This window comes from Campylobacter sp. 10_1_50, assembly GCF_000238755.1.
Lineage (GTDB): Bacteria > Campylobacterota > Campylobacteria > Campylobacterales > Campylobacteraceae > Campylobacter_A > Campylobacter_A concisus_R.
This window is the reverse complement of the sequence record NZ_JH414887.1, coordinates 481932-500311: the sequence shown is the minus strand read 5'-3', so window position 1 is coordinate 500311 and position 18380 is coordinate 481932. Positions and strand designations below refer to the sequence as shown.

General features: G+C 41.1%; 19 protein-coding genes. 13 read left to right on the top strand and 6 right to left on the bottom strand.

From position 1 onward, the window contains the following. Positions 1-42 precede the first annotated feature (42 nt). From HMPREF1019_RS02485 to glyS, 13 genes are all read left to right on the top strand, one after another. Positions 43-642 (top strand): LysE family translocator, encoded by a 600-nt coding sequence (locus tag HMPREF1019_RS02485; protein WP_009294099.1) that lies wholly within the window; start codon positions 43-45, stop codon positions 640-642. 73 nt (positions 643-715) lie between these two features. Next, positions 716-1075 (top strand): DsrE/DsrF/TusD sulfur relay family protein, encoded by a 360-nt coding sequence (locus tag HMPREF1019_RS02480; RefSeq protein WP_009294098.1) that lies wholly within the window; start codon positions 716-718, stop codon positions 1073-1075. A 17-nt stretch (positions 1076-1092) separates the two neighbouring features. Next, entirely contained in the window at positions 1093-1986 is an 894-nt protein-coding gene (locus tag HMPREF1019_RS02475; RefSeq protein WP_009294097.1) for a DUF4299 family protein, read from the top strand. 148 nt (positions 1987-2134) lie between these two features. After that, positions 2135-2989: a hypothetical protein gene (locus HMPREF1019_RS02470; protein WP_009294096.1), complete on the top strand. Its 855-nt coding sequence runs from the start codon at positions 2135-2137 to the stop codon at positions 2987-2989. Between the two features lie 280 nt (positions 2990-3269). Further along, entirely contained in the window at positions 3270-3755 is a 486-nt protein-coding gene (locus HMPREF1019_RS02465) for a 3-isopropylmalate dehydratase small subunit (protein ID WP_002941843.1), read from the top strand. A gap of 9 nt (positions 3756-3764) precedes the next feature. Continuing rightward, positions 3765-4832 (top strand): 3-isopropylmalate dehydrogenase, encoded by a 1068-nt coding sequence (gene leuB, locus HMPREF1019_RS02460; protein WP_009294095.1) that lies wholly within the window; start codon positions 3765-3767, stop codon positions 4830-4832. Then, positions 4829-5074 carry a hypothetical protein gene (locus HMPREF1019_RS02455; protein ID WP_009294094.1) on the top strand — a complete coding sequence of 82 codons (246 nt, stop codon included), beginning with the start codon at positions 4829-4831 and terminating at the stop codon, positions 5072-5074. Before leuB ends, HMPREF1019_RS02455 begins: the two co-directional genes overlap by 4 nt. After that, the gene (locus tag HMPREF1019_RS02450) at positions 5056-5496 is read left to right on the top strand and encodes a CiaD-like domain-containing protein (protein ID WP_232210156.1); all 441 of its coding nucleotides are present in this window, start codon (positions 5056-5058) and stop codon (positions 5494-5496) included. The genes HMPREF1019_RS02455 and HMPREF1019_RS02450 overlap by 19 nt, the downstream gene beginning before the upstream one ends. Next, positions 5456-6628, top strand: coding sequence for a CCA tRNA nucleotidyltransferase (locus tag HMPREF1019_RS02445; protein WP_009294092.1), 1173 nt, complete (start codon positions 5456-5458; stop codon positions 6626-6628). The genes HMPREF1019_RS02450 and HMPREF1019_RS02445 overlap by 41 nt, the downstream gene beginning before the upstream one ends. A 74-nt stretch (positions 6629-6702) precedes the next feature. Continuing rightward, positions 6703-7182 (top strand): tRNA (cytidine(34)-2'-O)-methyltransferase, encoded by a 480-nt coding sequence (locus HMPREF1019_RS02440; RefSeq protein WP_009294091.1) that lies wholly within the window; start codon positions 6703-6705, stop codon positions 7180-7182. Further along, positions 7179-8582, top strand: a complete 1404-nt coding sequence (locus tag HMPREF1019_RS02435) for an endonuclease/exonuclease/phosphatase family protein (RefSeq protein WP_009294090.1) — start codon at positions 7179-7181, stop codon at positions 8580-8582. Before HMPREF1019_RS02440 ends, HMPREF1019_RS02435 begins: the two co-directional genes overlap by 4 nt. Positions 8583-8585: 3 nt before the next feature. Further along, the gene (locus tag HMPREF1019_RS10090; RefSeq protein WP_180995627.1) at positions 8586-8738 is read left to right on the top strand and encodes a hypothetical protein; all 153 of its coding nucleotides are present in this window, start codon (positions 8586-8588) and stop codon (positions 8736-8738) included. Further along, the gene (gene glyS, locus HMPREF1019_RS02425; protein WP_009294088.1) at positions 8735-10753 is read left to right on the top strand and encodes a glycine--tRNA ligase subunit beta; all 2019 of its coding nucleotides are present in this window, start codon (positions 8735-8737) and stop codon (positions 10751-10753) included. The genes HMPREF1019_RS10090 and glyS overlap by 4 nt, the downstream gene beginning before the upstream one ends. A gap of 42 nt (positions 10754-10795) precedes the next feature. Here the strand turns inward: glyS and HMPREF1019_RS02420 are convergent, their stop codons facing one another. From HMPREF1019_RS02420 to alaS, 6 genes are read right to left on the bottom strand one after another with little or no spacing between them, the layout of a single operon-like run. Then, entirely contained in the window at positions 10796-12370 is a 1575-nt protein-coding gene (locus tag HMPREF1019_RS02420) for a phosphoethanolamine transferase (protein ID WP_009294087.1), read from the bottom strand. A 57-nt stretch (positions 12371-12427) separates the two neighbouring features. Next, positions 12428-12742: a helix-hairpin-helix domain-containing protein gene (locus HMPREF1019_RS02415; protein WP_009294086.1), complete on the bottom strand. Its 315-nt coding sequence runs from the start codon at positions 12740-12742 to the stop codon at positions 12428-12430. Positions 12743-12750: 8 nt separating this feature from the next. After that, the gene (locus HMPREF1019_RS02410; protein WP_009294085.1) at positions 12751-14679 is read right to left on the bottom strand and encodes a transglycosylase domain-containing protein; all 1929 of its coding nucleotides are present in this window, start codon (positions 14677-14679) and stop codon (positions 12751-12753) included. After that, a complete protein-coding gene (gene maf, locus HMPREF1019_RS02405; RefSeq protein WP_009294084.1) occupies positions 14676-15218 on the bottom strand; it encodes a septum formation inhibitor Maf in 543 nt (180 codons plus the stop codon). Before maf ends, HMPREF1019_RS02410 begins: the two co-directional genes overlap by 4 nt. After that, a complete protein-coding gene (locus HMPREF1019_RS02400; RefSeq protein ID WP_009294083.1) occupies positions 15215-15715 on the bottom strand; it encodes a hypothetical protein in 501 nt (166 codons plus the stop codon). Before HMPREF1019_RS02400 ends, maf begins: the two co-directional genes overlap by 4 nt. Further along, the gene (gene alaS, locus HMPREF1019_RS02395) at positions 15712-18270 is read right to left on the bottom strand and encodes an alanine--tRNA ligase (RefSeq protein ID WP_009294082.1); all 2559 of its coding nucleotides are present in this window, start codon (positions 18268-18270) and stop codon (positions 15712-15714) included. Before alaS ends, HMPREF1019_RS02400 begins: the two co-directional genes overlap by 4 nt. Between the last annotated feature and the right edge of the window lie 110 nt (positions 18271-18380).

Below are 18380 nucleotides of genomic sequence, written 5' to 3'. Positions count from 1 at the left end.
TAGATTTTGATTTAGCATTTCATTAAAATTTCAAGGCATCTCATGAATTTCTTGCTATTTTTTATCACCCTTGCGCCCATCTCGATGATGCCAGGCATCAACATGACCTACGCGATGAGCATTGGCATGAGCTTTGGCTACAAGCACTCGTTTTTCGTGATGGCTGGGCAGCTTTTAGCGATTGCTTTTGTCTCGTTTAGCTGCATGCTTGGCGTGGGCGCGGTGCTGCATCATTTTGAGTACGCATTTAAGGCGCTAAATATCATCGCAGGCCTTTATATGCTCTATCTTGGCGTGATGCTCTTTTTTGGCAAGGGCGAGCTTAGCATCACAAATGTCTCAAATTTGCCAAGCAAAAAGCAGATGTTTATAAATGGCCTCATCGTTAGCGTCTCAAACCCAAAGGCGTGGATATTTTTCTCAGCTTTACTGCCTACATTTTTGGATAAAGATGACCCTTTTAGCCTCACTCGCATGTGCGTGATCGCCATAACGCTCGTTTTCATCGAGTTTTGCGCGCTAAATATCTACGCACTTGGCGGAGCTATGCTAAAGAAATTTTTACAAACGCACCTAAGGCTACTTGAAATTTGCACTGCCATTATAGTCTGCACGATCGGCGTGCTCTTGCTTTTTAGATAAATTTATCCCCTTTTTATCTAGCTTGGCTAAAATTTGTCCAGTTTGCACTACATTTTTAGCAAAAGGATAAGAGATGAAAAAATTTCTATTTATATTTACAAATCAGCCATATAACGGCACGGACAATGCTTACAACGCACTAAGGCTGGCTAGAGCGCTAAAAGAAAAGGGCGAAGAGGTTAGGATCTTTCTCATGAACGACGCGGTCGATCTTGCACGAAATAGCACCAAAAAGCCAGAAAACTACGACGTCGATCTAGTAGCGATGCTAAAAGAGTTACACGCTGGCGGTGCGATGCTTAAGGTTTGTGGTAGCTGCCAAACAAGGTGTGGTTTGCATGTGGGAGAGCCTTATTTTGAGGCTGAGGTGAAAGGCAGCATGGATATCTTGTCCGAGTGGGTGAGAGAGTGCGATCAGGTGATGACATTTTAGAGCAAAAAGGAGAATTTATGAGTTTGACATTTAGTGTAAAAAATAAAAAGAAGCTACTTGGCGGATACGCAAAGGCGCTAAGCGAGCGTGAAATTTCAGCTCTTGTTGAGGGGCTTTTCTTTTTTAACAGCGAGCAGGAGGAGCCAAGCGCAAATGAGCTAGGCGCTGACGTGATGATAGCAGGCGTGTGGCAAAAGAGCGCTCGTGGCTTTGAGCTAAACTACGAAGATGGCGAGTATATCGTGCGTGTTTATACTCCAAGTGGTGTCGGCGACTGGCAGATCGCACTTGAGCTACTCTCAAAGCTCTCAGCCCAAACTGGCTCAAAAATAGAGTGCGATAACGAAAAAATTTATAATAGCGAGCAAATTTTAAAATTTGACTACGAGGCTGACATCGCAGCTGGACTTGAAGCGTTAAAAGATATAAAAGAGAAAAATCAAACGCTTTATATCTCTGGCGTGGGGCGTGACGTGGCGTTTGACGCGGTTATGATAGATGAAATTTTTGCAAGCGCCAGCCCTGCGGCTAAATTTGATGAGATGATGAGGCAGGTGCAGTATCTTGACGCATACAGCGCAAGAGAGCACCTCTATCAAGACAAAGACGGCAACGAAATTCTTGGCACATATACGCTTAGTGAAAATTTACCGACCATCTTGCCTTATGCTCCATCTCCGTCGTGGCAGGCACAAGAAGCTCTTGGAGATCGCAAGGTCTCACGCTGGGTACTTACGCTAGTTGTGGGCGTGGATGAAAAAGACGCGCATGTGCTTGATGAGTGTGAATATGGAGCTTTCATGGCAAATTTACCAAAAGAGAAATACCACTTCATTGACGCTGCAAACGTGCTTGTTGAGCCACTTAGTGAAGATGAGATGAAAGAAATTTTGCAAAAGGCTAAGGCTTAAATTTATTAAACCCCAAAAAATGTAAATTCACCTCAGACTTGCTTAAAACTTAAGCCAGTTCAAGCGCATTTTTAAGCTCATAAAAGCCAGAATTTTACTGACTATGCCGCTTTTTGAGTATGATACGCATGGTTTAAAAAGGATAAAAATGAAAATTTTAAAGGCTATTTTAGCGGCGGCATCGGTGGTTTGCTATCTAAACTCGGCCATTTTACCAGAAAGCGACTGGAGCAAAAAAGAGCTAAAAGGCAAGGTCAAAAGCATGACGGCTACGGAGCATGAATACTCTATGGATGGCTCTGGAGCGCTAGAAAACACACGCGTAAAACGAACCGAGTTTAACGAAAGCGGCTATATACTGCAAGAAACCGAGTATATAAACGGCGTGCCAAACAGCTCTGTTTTGTTTGAGTATGGCAAAGACGGGCTAGTGCGCAAAAAATATCAAGATAGCGCCGTTTATCTCTATGAATACGAATTTGATGGCGAAAATTTAGTCGCAACGGCCAAAGAGCAGTATGTCGAGGATAAATTTTACCCCAGAACGGAGAAAACCACCTACGGCAAGGACGGCAAAATGATCGCTCAGGCGGTCTATTCTGGCAGGACGCTAGTGACGGATGATAGCTATATCTACGACGAAAAGGGCACTTTAACGCGGATAGAAAATAATATGGAGCCGCGCAACGGTATAGAGATAAGCTTCGAGCGCAAGCCAAATGGCGAATACGAAAAAATCACGCAAGCCCCAAACTCAAAATGGGTTTATTACTACGCAGCAAATGGCGATGAAATGGAGTATACGTCGGTAAATTACTTCGGCTCTGAGGCAAAAATCTGGCAAATCTTGCAGTTTAAGGATATAAGCAGGGACGAGCGGGGAAATTTGACGCATAAAACCTCGGTCAAATTTAAGCCCGCTGACAAATACTACGAAAACGGCGACATAATAAAGATCGGCTTATACAAAAAGCTACAAATCAGCTACGAATACTACGAATAAAATAACCACTCTTAAATTTACAATCCTGCTGGCGGAGGCTAGCTGGCTTGATAAAAACTGAGCATCGACATTAAACTGCTAAACTAGGCGGTGCATGTTTTTATTTTTGCTTTTTAGCCATTTTGCCGCTAAATTTAGTAAGACTTAAATTCTTAGCTCATGCACATCGTTTAAAAGACCTTAAATTTACCCACACTAACTGATAGTTGCCGAGTTTTGATTATTTATTTAGCTTCTTTTGGTTAAAATCAGCCCAAATTTACAAAACTAAAGGTTAAAAATGAAACAAGGCAAAGTTTGGAAATTTGGCGATAATATCGACACTGACATCATCATCGCCGCAAGATACTTAAACACTTCAGACGAAAAAGAACTAGCAAAACACATCATGGAAGACGCCGATCCTAAATTTAGCTCAAAAATAGCAAAAGGCGACATCATCGTAGCTGGCGAAAATTTTGGCTGCGGAAGCTCAAGAGAGCACGCACCGTTAGCGCTAAAAGAGGCTGGCATAGCAGCTGTTGTGGCTAAGAGCTTTGCGAGGATTTTTTATAGAAACAGCTTTAACACAGGGCTTTTGATACTTGAGATAAAAGAAACTGATGAGATAAACGAGGGCGATACGCTAAAGATCGACGTGGATAACGGCGTCATCGTAAATGAGAGCACAAAAAAAGAGTATAAATTTAACGCTATCCCGCCATTTATGCAAGAGCTTTTAAACGCTGGTGGCCTTATCGAGTACGCAAAAGCGAAGATGAACTAAGGAGCGGCGATGAAAAACTATAAAATTTGCGTTATAAAAGGCGATGGCATCGGCCCTGAGATCATCGACGAGGCGATAAAGGTTTTAGACGTCGTAAGTGCCGAGTTTGGTATCAAATTTGAGTATGACTACAAGCTTATGGGCGGCGCAGCCTACGACGTTTTTGGTGAGCCACTGCCAGATGAGACGCTAAGCTCGGCACTTAGTAGCGACGCTGTGCTTTTTGGAGCGATCGGCGGCGAGAAATGGGACAGCCTACCAAGGCACCTAAGGCCAGAGAGCGGGCTTTTAAAGATCAGAAAAGAGCTTGAAGCTTATGCAAATTTACGCCCAGCCATCATCTTTGACGAACTAGTAGATGCTAGCACGCTAAAGCCAGAGGTTTTAAAGGGTGTTGATTTTGTCGTGGTTCGCGAGCTAACTGGTGGGCTTTATTTTGGTCAGCCACGTGAAAAAGGCGAAGATAGAGCGTTTAATACGATGGTCTATACTAAATTTGAGATCGAGCGCATCGCAAAGATCGCCTTTGAGACGGCTATGCTTCGCAAGAAAAAGGTCTGCATGGTCGATAAGGCAAATGTCCTTGAGACAAGCCAGCTTTGGCGCGAGGTGACAAGCGAGGTGGCAAAGGGCTATCCTGAAGTAGAGCTTAGCTTTATGTATGTCGATAACGCAGCGATGCAGCTAGTAAGAGCGCCAGCAAATTTTGATGTCATACTGACTGAAAATTTATTTGGCGACATTTTAAGTGACGAAGCGAGCATGGTTTGTGGCTCGATAGGACTTTTGCCAAGTGCTAGCATGGGCGGCAAAGTGGGAATTTATGAGCCTATCCACGGCTCAGCGCCAGACATCGCAGGGCAGGGCATAGCAAATCCGATCGCGACCATTTTAAGTGCAGCGATGATGCTAAGATACGCTTTTGGCGAGAGCGAAGCTGCAAATGCGATAGAAAATGCCGTAAAAACAGCGCTTGCAAAGGGATATAGAACAAAAGATATCGCCGCATTTAACGCAGTTGAAATTTGCTCAACAAGCGAGATAGGCGACGTGATAGCAGGATTTATCAAAAAATGAAAAAGACAATCACTGAAGCACTGATCTACGAGGCGCAAGGGCTAAAAGACGATGCGCTTGAAATTTACAAGAACATCTTAAAACAAGACCCGTCAAACAAGGACGCCCTTAGCGCGATAAACCGCCTGAGCGGACTTCGCAAGGAGCGCGTGATAAAAAATGAGCAGATGAAAGAGTTTTTTATCAGGATGAAAAGTGACGAAGAGATAAATGAATTTAAAAGGTGGTTGATAAGATTATGAAGCTTGATGATATCGCTAGGATGGCCATTAGTGAGGTTAGCGCCGAGCTTGAGAAGATAGAGGCACTGCAAAACAAAAAGCAAGAAGAGCTTGAAAGGGAGAATTTAAAAAAAGAGCTTTTAGCAATAGAATCTGCTGATGAGCAAGTGCTTGAAGAGCCAAAAGTAGAGGCAAGCGTGCTAAGCGTGTCAAGTGCGCAAAGCGAGCCAGAGCCAAAGGTAGCGCAAATTTTGCCAAAGAGCAGGGAGATAAGTGATGAAGAAATTTTCTTAGCAAACCTTGCTGAGCGCATCGAGGTGCTTTTTGAGGGGCTTAAGCAAACTAGCGAGCAAGACCTTGGCCAAAGGCTCGAGCTAACGACTAAATTTTTAGAATTTACCCTTGCAAACATCGAAAATAGACTACAAAATCTCTCAAAATAATAAATTTGAGGCAAAAACTGGGACAGAAATTTACAAAAATAGCGAGCTAGACTTTTTTAGGTCGCTATTTGCCCCTTTTAGCAAGCGCGTCTATCTAGTAGGTGGCTGCGTGAGAGATGCACTTTTGGGGCGAGAAATTTATGATTATGACATTGAAGTTTATGACATAGAGCCTCTTAAATTTGACGAGCTTATGGCTAGCATAAGAGCTAGTGGTGTTGGCAAAAGCTACTTCATCTACAAATATAAAAACTACGATCTTGGTCTGCCACGAAGCGAGAGTAAGACTGGAAATTCGCACAAAGACTTTGCCGTAAGCTACATAAATGATCCAAGCCTTGCAAGTCTTAGGCGTGATTTTACAGTAAATGCCATGATGATGAACATCTTTAACGGTGAAATTTTAGACTTTCATGGCGGCAAAAAGGACCTTGAGAGCAAGATGCTAAGACACATCGATAGTGAGAAATTTAAAGAAGATCCGCTAAGGGTGCTACGTGGCGTGCAGTTTAGCGCTAGGCTTGGCTTTAGCATAGCTGATGATACACTAGAGCTTATGAAAACGCTTGATCTAGCGCATCTAAGCAAGGATAGAATAAATACCGAGCTCATTAAATTTTTTCGCTCAGAGCATCTTGAAAAAGGGGCGTTTTATCTTTTTAAACTTTCACTTTTTAAAGAAATTTTTGGCGTGCAAATTTGTGAAAATGATGAGTTCTTGAGCGAGCTAAAGAGCGCTAGAAATTTCGTGGATGATGAGAGGCTGTTTTTATATATGCTTTTTGGTAAATTTGAGCTTGACGCAAAAGAAATTTTAGAAAAAATGCGCCTGCCAAAGAGCTACTTTTCTATCTTAAAAGAGCCATTTTTTAAAGCTATGCCAAGCGATAGAGAGCTACTAGAAATTGCTCTAAATATGCCTATAAAATCGTGGCTTGGAGCTTATAATAAAGAGCGCATAGAGCGTGCAAAAGAGCTTGGAATTTATGAGCGTAAATTTGAGCCAAAGATAGACGTGAGAGAGATCTTGGCGGCTGGCTTTAAAAACGAGATGATAGCAGCTGAGATAAAACGCAGACAGGAGCTTGAAATTTCAAGCTATCTAGCCAAGCGCAAATTTAGAAAATCTTAATCTTTAAAACTCTTAAAAGCCCATTTTGGCTAAAATAAGGCAGTTTATAACACTTTTTAAGGCAAGAAAAACTTATGTTTAACATAGTCCTAGTCCATCCTCAGATACCGCAAAACACCGGAGCTATCGGCAGAATGTGCGTAAATGCAAATTTAAAGCTGCACATCGTTAAGCCAACTGTCTTTGATCTGAGCGAAAAGGCTGTTAGACGTGCTGGGCTTGATTATTGGAAAATCTTAAAGCCACAAATTTGGCAGAGCCTAGATGAATTTTTGGAGGCAAATTTAAGCCACAAAGAGCGATTTTTCTTTGCTACGACTAAGACAAACAGGCTTTACTACGACGCTAAATTTGAGCCAGGAGATTTTATATTTTTTGGTGGCGAGAGTACGGGACTGCCAAGAGAATTTATGGATATAAATTTCAAAAACGCCATAACGATCCCGATGGGAAAAGAGGGCAGGAGCTTAAATTTAGCTATGAGTGCTGGCATTATCGCTTATGAGGCGATCAGGCAAAATATCACTGAATTTGACTTTAGGAGTGAGATTTGAGAGTAGTTTTTGCTTTGTTTTTTACCATTTTGGTGGCATTTGCGAGTGAAATTAGCATCGCAACTTATAATGTGCAAAATTTATTTGATTGCAAAGATGATGGTAGCGAGTATCTTGATTTTAAAGTAGGCGTATCAAAATGGGACTGCGAGGCAGCTGATTCAAAACTACAAAGGACAAGACAAGTCATAAATGCACTAAATACCGACATTATCGCACTTCAAGAGATCGAAAATGAGCAGGTTTTAAAGGCTTTGGTTGGTGGCAGTGAGTATAAATTTATAGCTTTTAGCAAGGCAAAAAACTCTCCAGTCGGGCTAGCTCTCATATCAAAGATAAAGCCAAGTGGCAGTGAAATTTTTAAAGTTCCAAACGTAAAGACGAGAAATATCTTAAAGGTTATGTTTGAGATAGAAGGTAAGAAATTTAGCATATTTGTAAATCACTTTCCAACTTATAAAAATGGCATAAATATGCAAAAAAAGGCTGAAAAAACGTTAAGAACGGCTCTAGGTAAAGAGAAAAATGCGATTATTTTGGGTGATTTTAACTCACCTTATGGGCAAAAATCCATCTTAAATGACATCATCGCAACTCGTGGATTTTACGATCTTTATAGCTTTTTAGCCCCAAAAGATAGATATTCCCACGCAGTGCATGGCAAAAAAAGAGCGATCGATCATGTTTTGCTTTCACCTAGCTTTATGGAAAATGGCGATCTAAGCTATGTTGGTGGTAGTTTTGAAGTCTTTAAACCAAGCTTTGCAGTCGATGAAAAAGGCTTTGCAAAGAGCGACCTTTACTCAGATCACTTTGCATTAAAGTTTAAAATTTCAACTGATCCAAGCCCAGTAAAAAAGAGCTTTGTAAGTAAAATTTTTAAAAAAGATGAAAACAAAGCCAATAAAAAAATAAGCGAACAAAGCTATAAGACGGCTGATGTGGATACGCTTTTTAATCATCCAGAAGCTGTGCCAGTCGTGATTGAAAAAGCGGTTGTTATCTTAAAAGATAAGCATGGCTTTATCATCTCGAAAAATCACCGCGGAATTTATGTCTATGATCCTAAAAATAGCGTTACTGTAGGAGAAGAGTTAGATGTTTTAGTAAGGCGAATGAAAATTTATAAAGATATGCTTGAAGTCAGCTCTTATGAGATCATAAATGAGCATGGCACGAAAGATATTAACGAAAATTTACTAGATGCATCGCAATTAGGCGAAGCTAGAAGTGGCGATGTCTTTGCTAAAATTTCGGGCAGACTAGAGAGGGGCTACCTGCATACACCATACGGTAAGATCAGGGTTTATAGCAAGAAAAAGCTAAAAGATGGTGAGTATAGTTTTGAAAATGCGAGAGTTAAAATTTACAAGAGAGAAAACCAAATCGTTGTGGAGTAGATGGTGCAAATTTTAGATATTTTTATGATCGCAGCGTTTGTTTTGTTTGTGATATTTATGATTAGAGGCGTCATTGTGCAGGCGCAAGAGAAGGAGAGAGCAAGAGAGATGATAAGAGAAAAAAGAGAAAATTTTAATAAAAAGAGTGAGATATGAAAGAGTTGTTACTAGAGATCGGAGTCGAGGAGCTCCCAGCGATACCATTTTTAAGGGAGCTGCCAAACATTAATGCTAAATGGCAGGCTGTGCTTGAAAAATATAACATCAAAAGCGAGTTTAAATTTTACTACACGCCGCGCCGTTTGGTCTTTTTTCATGAGAAATTTCCATTAGCTCAACCAGATAGCGTGGCTAGTTTCGTTGGTGCGCCAAAGCAAGTAGCGCTAAAGGACGGAGCTTTTACAAAGGCGGCGCTTAGCTTTGCAAATAAATGTGGCATAGATGAGAGCGAGCTTAAATTTAAAGAGATAGACGGCAAAGAGGTGCTTTACTACGAAAAAGAGGTGAAGGGTGAGCCGGTTGCTAAGGTAATGGGCGATATGGTCGAGGAGTTTTTAAAGAGCCTTAGCTTTGGCAAGTCTATGCGCTGGGGCAATGGCGAGTTCGAGTTTATCCGCCCGATAAGATCGTTTTTATGCTTGCTTGGAGATGAGGTCATTAAATTTAACAAATTTGGCGTAGAGAGTAGCAACTCTACCTATCCTCACAGAAGCGTTAGCTACGACAAGATAAAAATTTCAAATATAAAAGAGTATTTTGATGGCTCAAAGAGCCGTGGCATCGTGCTTGAGGCAGACGAGAGAGAGAAAATAATCCTTGATGAGTTTGAAAGGATCAGCCAAAAAAGCGGGCTAAAGATCGAGATAGATAAAGAGTTACTAGCTGAAGTCGTGGCGATCACTGAGTATCCAACAGCGCTTCTTGGCTCGTTTGAAGAGGAGTTTTTGGAGGTGCCAAGCGAGGTCATCATCACATCTATGAAAGAAAATCAGCGCTACTTCCCAGTCTTTAAAGATGGCAAGCTAGCAAATGGCTTCGTTGTCGTTAGTAACGCCATTACAAAGGACTATTCGCTCATCATCAAGGGCAACGAAAAGGTGCTAAGAGCAAGGCTAAGTGACGCGATGTTCTTTTGGCAAAGCGACCTTAAGGCCGAATTTAGCCCAGAAAAACTAAAAAATATAACCTACCTAAAAGAGCTTGGAAGCATCTATGAAAAAGAGCTTAGAGAGCTAAAAGTGGCTAAAAAACTTGCTAGCAACTATGGTGAGCTACTTAAAAAAGAGGCTGGCGAGTATGCGAGCAAGCTGGAGCGAGCTGTGATGCTAAGTAAGGCTGATCTTACAACGCAGATGGTTTATGAATTTACCGAGCTTCAAGGCATCATGGGCGCTTACTACGCAAAGGCCAAAAATGAGGACGAAAACGTCGTTTTAGCTATAAAAGAGCAGTATCTGCCAGACGGCGAGGAGGCGCAGTGCCCAAGCAAGGTCTTTAGCTCGGTTGTGGCACTTTCAAATAAGCTTGATACGCTAATGGGGCTCTTTAGTATCGGTAAAATCCCAAGCGGCACCAAGGACCCATACGCTCTAAGGCGCGCGGCAAATGGCGTGATAAAGATCGTTTTGGCGCATAATCTGAAATTTAACGTAAAAGAAATTTTAGAAGATATCGCAAAAGAGTATAAGAAATTTGACGTTGAAGTGCTTATAAATTTCATCCTTGATAGGCTCTACACCTTCTTTGACGCAAATGCTTCTATCGTAAAAGCTTGCATAAAAAGCGGCGAAAAGGACATCTTGGAGCTAACTAAGATGATAGAGGCACTTGCTAAAATTTCAAGCGAACCAAATTTTAGAGAGAATTTCTCGACATTTAAGCGCCTTGCAAACATCATAAAAGATGATAAATTTAGCAAGGTCGATGAGAGCCTCTTTGAGATAGATGCTGAAAAGGCCTTAAATGACGCGTTTAAAGCCGTCGATAAGAGCCTAGCATACGAGCCAAGGCTAAAAGTGCTATTTGCTCTAAAGCCGCAGATAGATGAGTTTTTTGATAAAGTTATGATAAACGTTGAAAACGAGAAAGTGCGAAATAACCGCGTCGCAATCATCGGTCAAATTTATAGCGAGATACTAAAAGTAGCTGATATAAAAGAGATCAGCTTTTAAATTTGCGCCAGCCTCGGGCTTTGCCTAGGCTGGCTTTTAAATTTACTCCCTAAAAATATCAAATTCTGGCTCGTAAGCCTTAGTTTTTACCCCAAAATATCCAAGCACTGAGCTAAAGATAAAATCATGCGAAAGAGTTTCGTTTTTTCTAGCTTTTAGCCTTTTTAAAAGCTCGCTATCGCTTGAAAAGATGATGGCTGGGATATGTTTTTGCTCATCTGGAGCGATGGAGTAAGGCAGTCCGTGTAAATATATGCCATTTTCGCCTAGACTCTCTCCGTGATCTGAGAAAAAGAACATGGCAACCTCAAATTTATCTTTTCTTGCTTCAAGAGCGTTTATCAGCTCGCTTTGTAGATAGTCTTCATATAAAATGGTGTTGTCATAGGTGTTTGCTATCTCATCTGGCGTGCATTTGTTTAGCTCGGCAGTGTCGCATGTTGGGGTGAATTCTTTAAATTTACTTGGGTAGCCTTTGTAGTAGATGGGGCCATGTGAGCCTTGCAAATGTAGCACGATAAATGTAGTGGAGTTTGCATCTTTTATGACCTTTTTTGCCTCATCAAATATCACTTCATCAAAGCCAGCTGCTCTGTGCTCTGAGGTGTGGTTTTGATCAAGATTGTCGCAAACGCCCTTGCAGCCGCCACTATTGTTGCCAAAAAAGTATGTTTTTATGCCAAGTTTATTGATGATATCAACTAAATTTTCACGAGCTTTAGCCTCGCGGTTGCTAAAATTTTCTCGCTTTAAGTCTGAAAATAGGCAAGGCACGCTAGTTTCTGTCGCGGTTCCGCATGAGTAGAAATTTGTAAAACTTACTACATCTTTTTGCTTGGTAAATTTGTTTGTATCGTTTTTAGCGTAGCCATTTAGCGAGTAGTTTTTGCTCCTTTGTGTCTCGCCAACTATCAAAACTAAAATTTTCTTTTTATCGTTTGTGAGCGCTGCGTCATCTGCCACGTAGGTAAAAGGGAGCGGTTTTTGAAGCAAAATTTGAGCTAACTTTATGGCAGAATATACTGGATAAGACGGAAGTAAGACCGTTTTTAAGTAAATGTGTTCTCTAAAAAATGGTATGAAAATTTTTGAAGTTAATGAAAAAATAATAGCGATAGTAACGATCGAAAAAGCGATAATCTTTAATCTAATTTTTAGACTATTTTTAAAGCTACCATAATTGATTTTTACGAAAACAACATAAATACATGGCAAAATAGTTGCAAATACAAACCACAATACTAAATTTATGCTTAAATAGCTAAAAGCTTCTTTGTTATCAGTATGAAGGACGTTTAGTAGCATCTCTTTGTTTATGATAACGCCGTAATTTGACATAAAATAAGAACAAATCGAGCTAACAATAATTATAAAAATAGTAAAGGGTTTTAGTAAATAAGGTAGAAATACAATGCAAAATACGCTTGCAAAAAGTGACGCAAGAAATATGCACATAATTGTGAAAAATAAGGTAGAAAAAGAAAGCGAGTTTGTTTCTAAAAATCCTAAAAAAACGCCTTTATATAAAAATATATGATTTACAAAAAGCATATATATTATAAATAAAGTTAAAAATTTAAAAAAACTTACTTCTCTAAATTTATTGATATTAATCATTTAAAGATTCCTTTCACTTAAAGCAATTTTTTAAAAATTTAAATTTTTAAACTAAATCTATTTTTTCTTTTTCTTGCTTTTTAGCTTCTTGTTTTTTGACTTCTTTTGAGGCTCAGCCTTTTTCGCCTTTTGGCTATCTTTTACACTAAGCTTTTCTTTGACCTTTTGCATGTCGTTAAAGCCGATGCCTTGAACCTTCTCAAGCTCCTCGACACTTGTAAATTTATGAGCTTTTCTATACTTTATGACGTTTAGTGCCTGGCTTTTGTTTAGTCCAAGGCTCATTAGCTCGCTCTTGCTAGCTGTGTTTAGATCAGCGCCATATGCAAGGCTTGCAAGCGCTAGGCAAAGTAAAATTTTTAATCTTTTCATCTTATCTCCTAAAATAATAATCCATCGTTTTCTTGATCTTGAATGATGTCGTTTGTTGGCGTATTTTGCGGCAACGGCGAGTCGTTTGTGTAGTACTCATCAGCGCCGTTATAGTATCCTTTATAGACGCCATCAGGCTGCTCAAACGCACGTCTTATGGTAGGGTAGAGCTTGATGTAGCCCTCCATAAATTTCTTAAAGACAGGCGCAGCTGTCCTGCCGCCACCCTCGACCTTTTTCATAGGGCTGTTATCGTCGTTTCCGTACCAGATGATGGCCTCGATATCAGGCGAATAGCCGCAAAACCAAGCATCGATGTTGTTGTTCGTCGTGCCAGTTTTGCCAGCGATCTGGATGCCATTTACCTTTGCGTTGCGTCCGGTGCCGTTGTTTACGACGTTTTGAAGCAAGGTTGTCATCAAAAATGCCTGCTCAGGTTTTAGCACCTGCTTCTTTTGAGGCTCATAGTCCATCGACGCGCCAAAGCTATTTTCTATATGCTTGATGAGCGTAGGCTCGACCACTTCGCCATCGTTTGGAAACATCGAGTAAAATTTCGCAAAGTCAAGTGGCGAAATTCCAAAGCTACCAAGTGCGATTGATAAATTTTCAGGGATGTCGTTAAAGCCCATATCTGTAAGCTGTTTGCGAACTGAGCTAAGACCAAGATCGTTTAGTAAATTTATGGTTGCGAGGTTGCGAGACTGGGTTAAGGCTGATTTTATCGTGATGTAGCCTTGAAAACCACCGCTATAGTTCTTTGGCGTCCATTCTTTGCCATTGCCCATGTCAAACGTCCTAGCGATATCAGCTACCTGAGAGACGACTGAATAGCCGCTATCAAGGGCTATTTGATAGATAAATGGCTTAAAGCTTGATCCTGGCTGACGCTTGCTCTGGGTGGCGCGGTTGTAGCTACTTTTTGCGTAGTCGATGCCGCCAATCAGAGCTAAAATTTGTCCGCTTTGTGGATGAGTGACGACGATAGCGCCATTTAACATCTCTGGATTTGCCTTTTTATCTCTTTTTAAAATTTCATTGTAGCCATAGACTAGGGCGTCTTGAGCGATCTTTTGCACATTTAGATCGACGGTGCTTTGTATCTTGTAACCGCCAGTTTTTATATCGTCAAATTTCTTTGAAGCCTCTTTTATGATCTCATCGACCACGTAAGGAGCTTTATTGCGTGTGAGCGTATCGTCAAAGACTGCTGGCTCTTCAAGCACGCCCTTTCGGTACTCATCTTCGTTTATCCAGCCGATGCCATACATCCTTTCAAGTACCCTGTTTGCGCGGCTAAGAGAGAGGTCGAGATGCTTTGTAGGATCATAAGTGCTTGGCGCTTTTGGCATGCCAACTAGCATCGCTATCTCTTTTATGCTTAGCTCATTTAGCTCTTTTCTAAAGTACCCTTCAGCAGCTGTTTTGATACCGTAGTAGCCATGTCCGAAATATACGTGATTTAGGTATCTTTCGATGATGTCCTCTTTGCTAAGCTCGCTTTCAAGCTTCATAGCAAGCACGACTTCTTTTATCTTTCTTGTAAATTTCTTCTCGCGGCTTAGGGCTAGGTTTTTTATGAGCTGTTGAGTTAGCGTGGATGCGCCTTCTACCAGCTTTCTAGCTTTGATGTCCTTTATCGCCGCTCTTGCCATGGCTTCTACGTTGATGCCACCATGCTCAAAGTAGCTCGTATCCTCGATAGCCACGAGCGCTTCGATGACACGTGGCGGGATGTCGTTATATTTGACGTAAATTCTATTTTCTTCAAATATATTTGCGATGAGCTCGTTGTTTCTATCAAAAATTTGTGTCGCAAGCTTTGGCTTGTAGTCGATGATGGTATAAGCGTCAAATCTCACCTGCGAATAAAAGTATAAAAACGCTCCACCAAGTGCGACGGCAACTACAAAGATAAATGCCAAGATATATTTCATAAAAATGCCTTTAATATTTTTAAATTTAGCCCCATTGCCGTGCTTGTCTCGCCGTGCTGGGAGATGATGTATTTTTTATTAAAATTTTCTATCGTCATGGCTCCAGCCTTGCCTCGCCACTCGCCACTTTCTAGGTAGCTTTTTAGCTCTTGCTCGCTAAATTTAGCAAATTTATATGTGGTCTTGCTCACATTTATAAGCTCAAATTCGCCTAAAAATATCATCGCCGTATAGACGCTACACTCATTGCCACTTTGTAAATTTAGCATAGCAAGTGCCTCGTTTGCATCCTTTGCCTTGCCTAAAATTTTATCCCCACAAGCCACGCAGCTATCTGCAAAGAGTAAATTTAAAAGCTTGCCATTTGCCTTTAAAAACTGCTCTTTTTTAGCTTTTACGACGTTTTGGACGTAAATTTCAGGTTTTAGCTCTTTTGCTATCATGCTCTCATCAAAGCTGCAAGAAATTTGTTTAAATTCTATCCCAGCATTTTTTAGTAAATTTGCCCTTGTTGGCGAGCTAGAAGCAAGTGTGATCATAAAAAGCCCATATAGCTCACGCCAAGATAGACAGCTGCAAGCGAGGCTAGTAAATTTAGCGGCGTGAAGTAGTAGATGATGACGATTAGACTTTCGTTTAGCTCGATCATTTCGTGTGATCTTAGAGTTTTTAAAGCCTTTTTGTATCTATAAAAGATGTAGCTTAAATTTAAGAGTAAAAATAGCTCTATCGCCCATTTGGTCGCTACTATCGCACTTGTCATTGGATTTTGCATTTTGCCATCATCAAAGTAAAAGACAATTATCAGGCTAGTTAGTGCGATGCCAAGAACTAGCGCAAAGATAGCTAGTCCAAAGCGTCTTATGATGTGAAGCAAGATGTGATAGCGCTCTTTATCTTCAAATTTATTTTTTATAAAATAGCTTCCAGTAAGCACTAAACCAGCTTGTAGCCCTATAAAAAGAGCTACGAAACTAATGTGCAAGAAGATGATTAGTTGATCAAATTTAAAAAAAGCGATCTCTTGATGAATCATTTTTCTAAAGCTTGCCTTGCATACTCAAGTGAGCTTTTTATGGCGTCTTCGATGGCTAGAGCGTTTTTGCCGCCAGCTGTTGCAAAGTCGTCTTTTCCGCCACCATTGCCGCCTAGAATTTGCGCTGCAAATTTAACCCAAGCGCCAGCTTTTATAGGAGCATTTTTCACGCCAGCTGCAAGAGAAATTTTACCATCTTCATCTGTTTGGACCAGCAAAATAGCAGCCTTTTCGTGCTCGTTTTTAAACTCATCTATCAAAGTTTTTATGTCGCCACCATCGATGTGCGCCACACAAAGCTTGGTCTCATTTACATTTATAAAGGCTAGCTCCCCAGAGCTTTTAGCATTTTTTAGCTTATCTTTTAAGCCTTTTATCTCGCCTTTTAGCTTTTTAACGGCATTTAGTGGTTCTGTGCTTTTTAGCTCATCTTTTAGCTCTTCAAGCTCAGCTCTAAATGACCTTGCTAAATTTAGCGCAGCCCTTGAGCAAACAGCCTCTATACGCCTAACTCCAGCACTTACGCCACTCTCTTTTGTGATGAAAAACGATCCGATCTCATCTATATTTTTTACGTGTGTGCCACCGCAAAGCTCTTTGCTGACATCGCCAAAGCTCACAACTCTTACCTTGTCGGCATATTTTTCATTAAATAGCGCGATCGCTCCGCTTTTTTTAGCCTCTTCAAGCTCCATAACCTGCGTTTTTGCATTTGCACCAGTTAAGATCCACTCATTTACAAGGTTCTCAACCTTTGAAATTTCTTCGCTAGTAAGCGCCTTTGGATGAGAGAAGTCAAACCTTAGTCTATCTGCCTCGACGTTTGAGCCAGCTTGAGCGATGTGTGTGCCAAGTACGCTTCTAAGGGCTGCGTGAAGCAAGTGTGTAGCGCTGTGATGACGCGCAGTCTCCGCTCTGTCGCTGCCCACTTCAAGCTCTACTTCGTCGCCAACTTTTAGCGCCGAGTTAGTTTTTACTAAAGATAAATTTAGCCCATGAAATTTTTGTGTATCAAGCACATTTGCTTTGCCAACTATCTTGCCGCTATCGCCGCACTGACCGCCACTTTGAGCGTAAAATGGAGTGACATCAAACATCACCCAGCCCTCTTTGCCAGCATCTAGGCTATCTACATTTTTAAATTCTTCATCAAGCAAGGCTAGAATTTTACTTTTACTCTTAAGCTCTTCGTAGCCTATAAATTTATTCTCGCCAAATTTCTCAAGTAGCTCTTTAAAATCGCCCTTCGCACTCTTGTCGCCACTGCCTTTCCAAGCAGCTTTTGCGCGTGCTTTTTGCTCACTCATAAGCTCATCAAACCTTGCCTCATCGACCTTTAAGCCCTTTTCTCTAAGCATATCAGCCGTTAGGTCAAGTGGGAAGCCAAATGTATCATAGAGCTTAAATGCAGCCTCTCCGCTAAAAATTTCTTTTGTATTTTTAAGCTCGCTCTCAAATAGCTCAAGTCCGCTTGCGATTGTTGCTAAAAATCTCTCTTCTTCAAGCTTGATCTGCTCTTTTACGGCTGCTTTTTTATCGTTTAGATAGGTGTAGTGTCCGCCCATAAGCTCGCAAACTTTATCGACAAGCTTATACATAAACGGCTCTTTTATGCCTAGCAAGTATCCATGGCGGATCGCACGGCGTAAGATACGGCGAAGCACGTAGCCACGGCCTTCTTTGTCAAATGTAGTGCCTTGAGCTAGCAAAAATGTGACTGAACGGATGTGGTCGCTTATGACGCGGTAGCTAGCGCCACTTTCATAGACGTATGGCTTGCCGCAAAGCTTTGCCACTTCGTTTATGAGCGGCATAAAAAGTGTGCTGTCGTAGTTGCTAAATTTGCCTTGCAAGATAGCTGTAACGCGCTCAAGTCCCATGCCAGTATCTATGCTTGGCTTTGGTAGTGGGCTTAGTTTGCCATCCGCGCTTCTTTCATACTGCATGAAAACAAGGTTCCATATCTCTAAAAATCTATCTCCATCGCCGCCCATGTAATCTTCTGGTGTGTTAAAGTGCTCAGCGCCTTGATCGTAAAAAATTTCACTGCAAGGGCCGCATGGTCCAGTATCGCCCATCTGCCAGAAGTTATCGTGGTCGCCAAAGCGGTAAATTCTCTCTTTTGCGATGTGAGTGCTCCAAATTTCAAAGGCCTCATCGTCAGTCTCATGCACTGTGACATAGAGCTTATCTTTTGGTAGTTTTAGCACTTCTGTGACAAACTCCCAAGCATAAGCGATCGCCTCTTTTTTGAAGTATTCGCCAAAGCTAAAATTTCCTAGCATCTCAAAAAATGTGTGGTGACGCGCTGTGTAGCCGACGTTATCAAGGTCGTTGTGTTTTCCGCCAGCTCTTATGCAGGTCTGACAGCTAGTGCGGATAGGTGGTGTTGGGCGTGGTACTTCGCCTGTGAAGATGCTCTTAAATGGCACCATGCCAGCATTTGTAAAAAGCAGTGTTGCATCGTTTGGCACAAGTGGTGCAGAAGCTACTACTTCGTGACCTTTTGATTTAAAAAAATCAAGATATGCCTTTCTTATATCTAAATTTTGCATTTTTATCCTCGTTAGTTTTAAAATTTTGCTTGATTTTAGCCAAAATTCGTTTGCGAAATTCTAAAAAGAGAAAAAATAGTGATATTTTGAAAACTATCTCTTGTTTTATC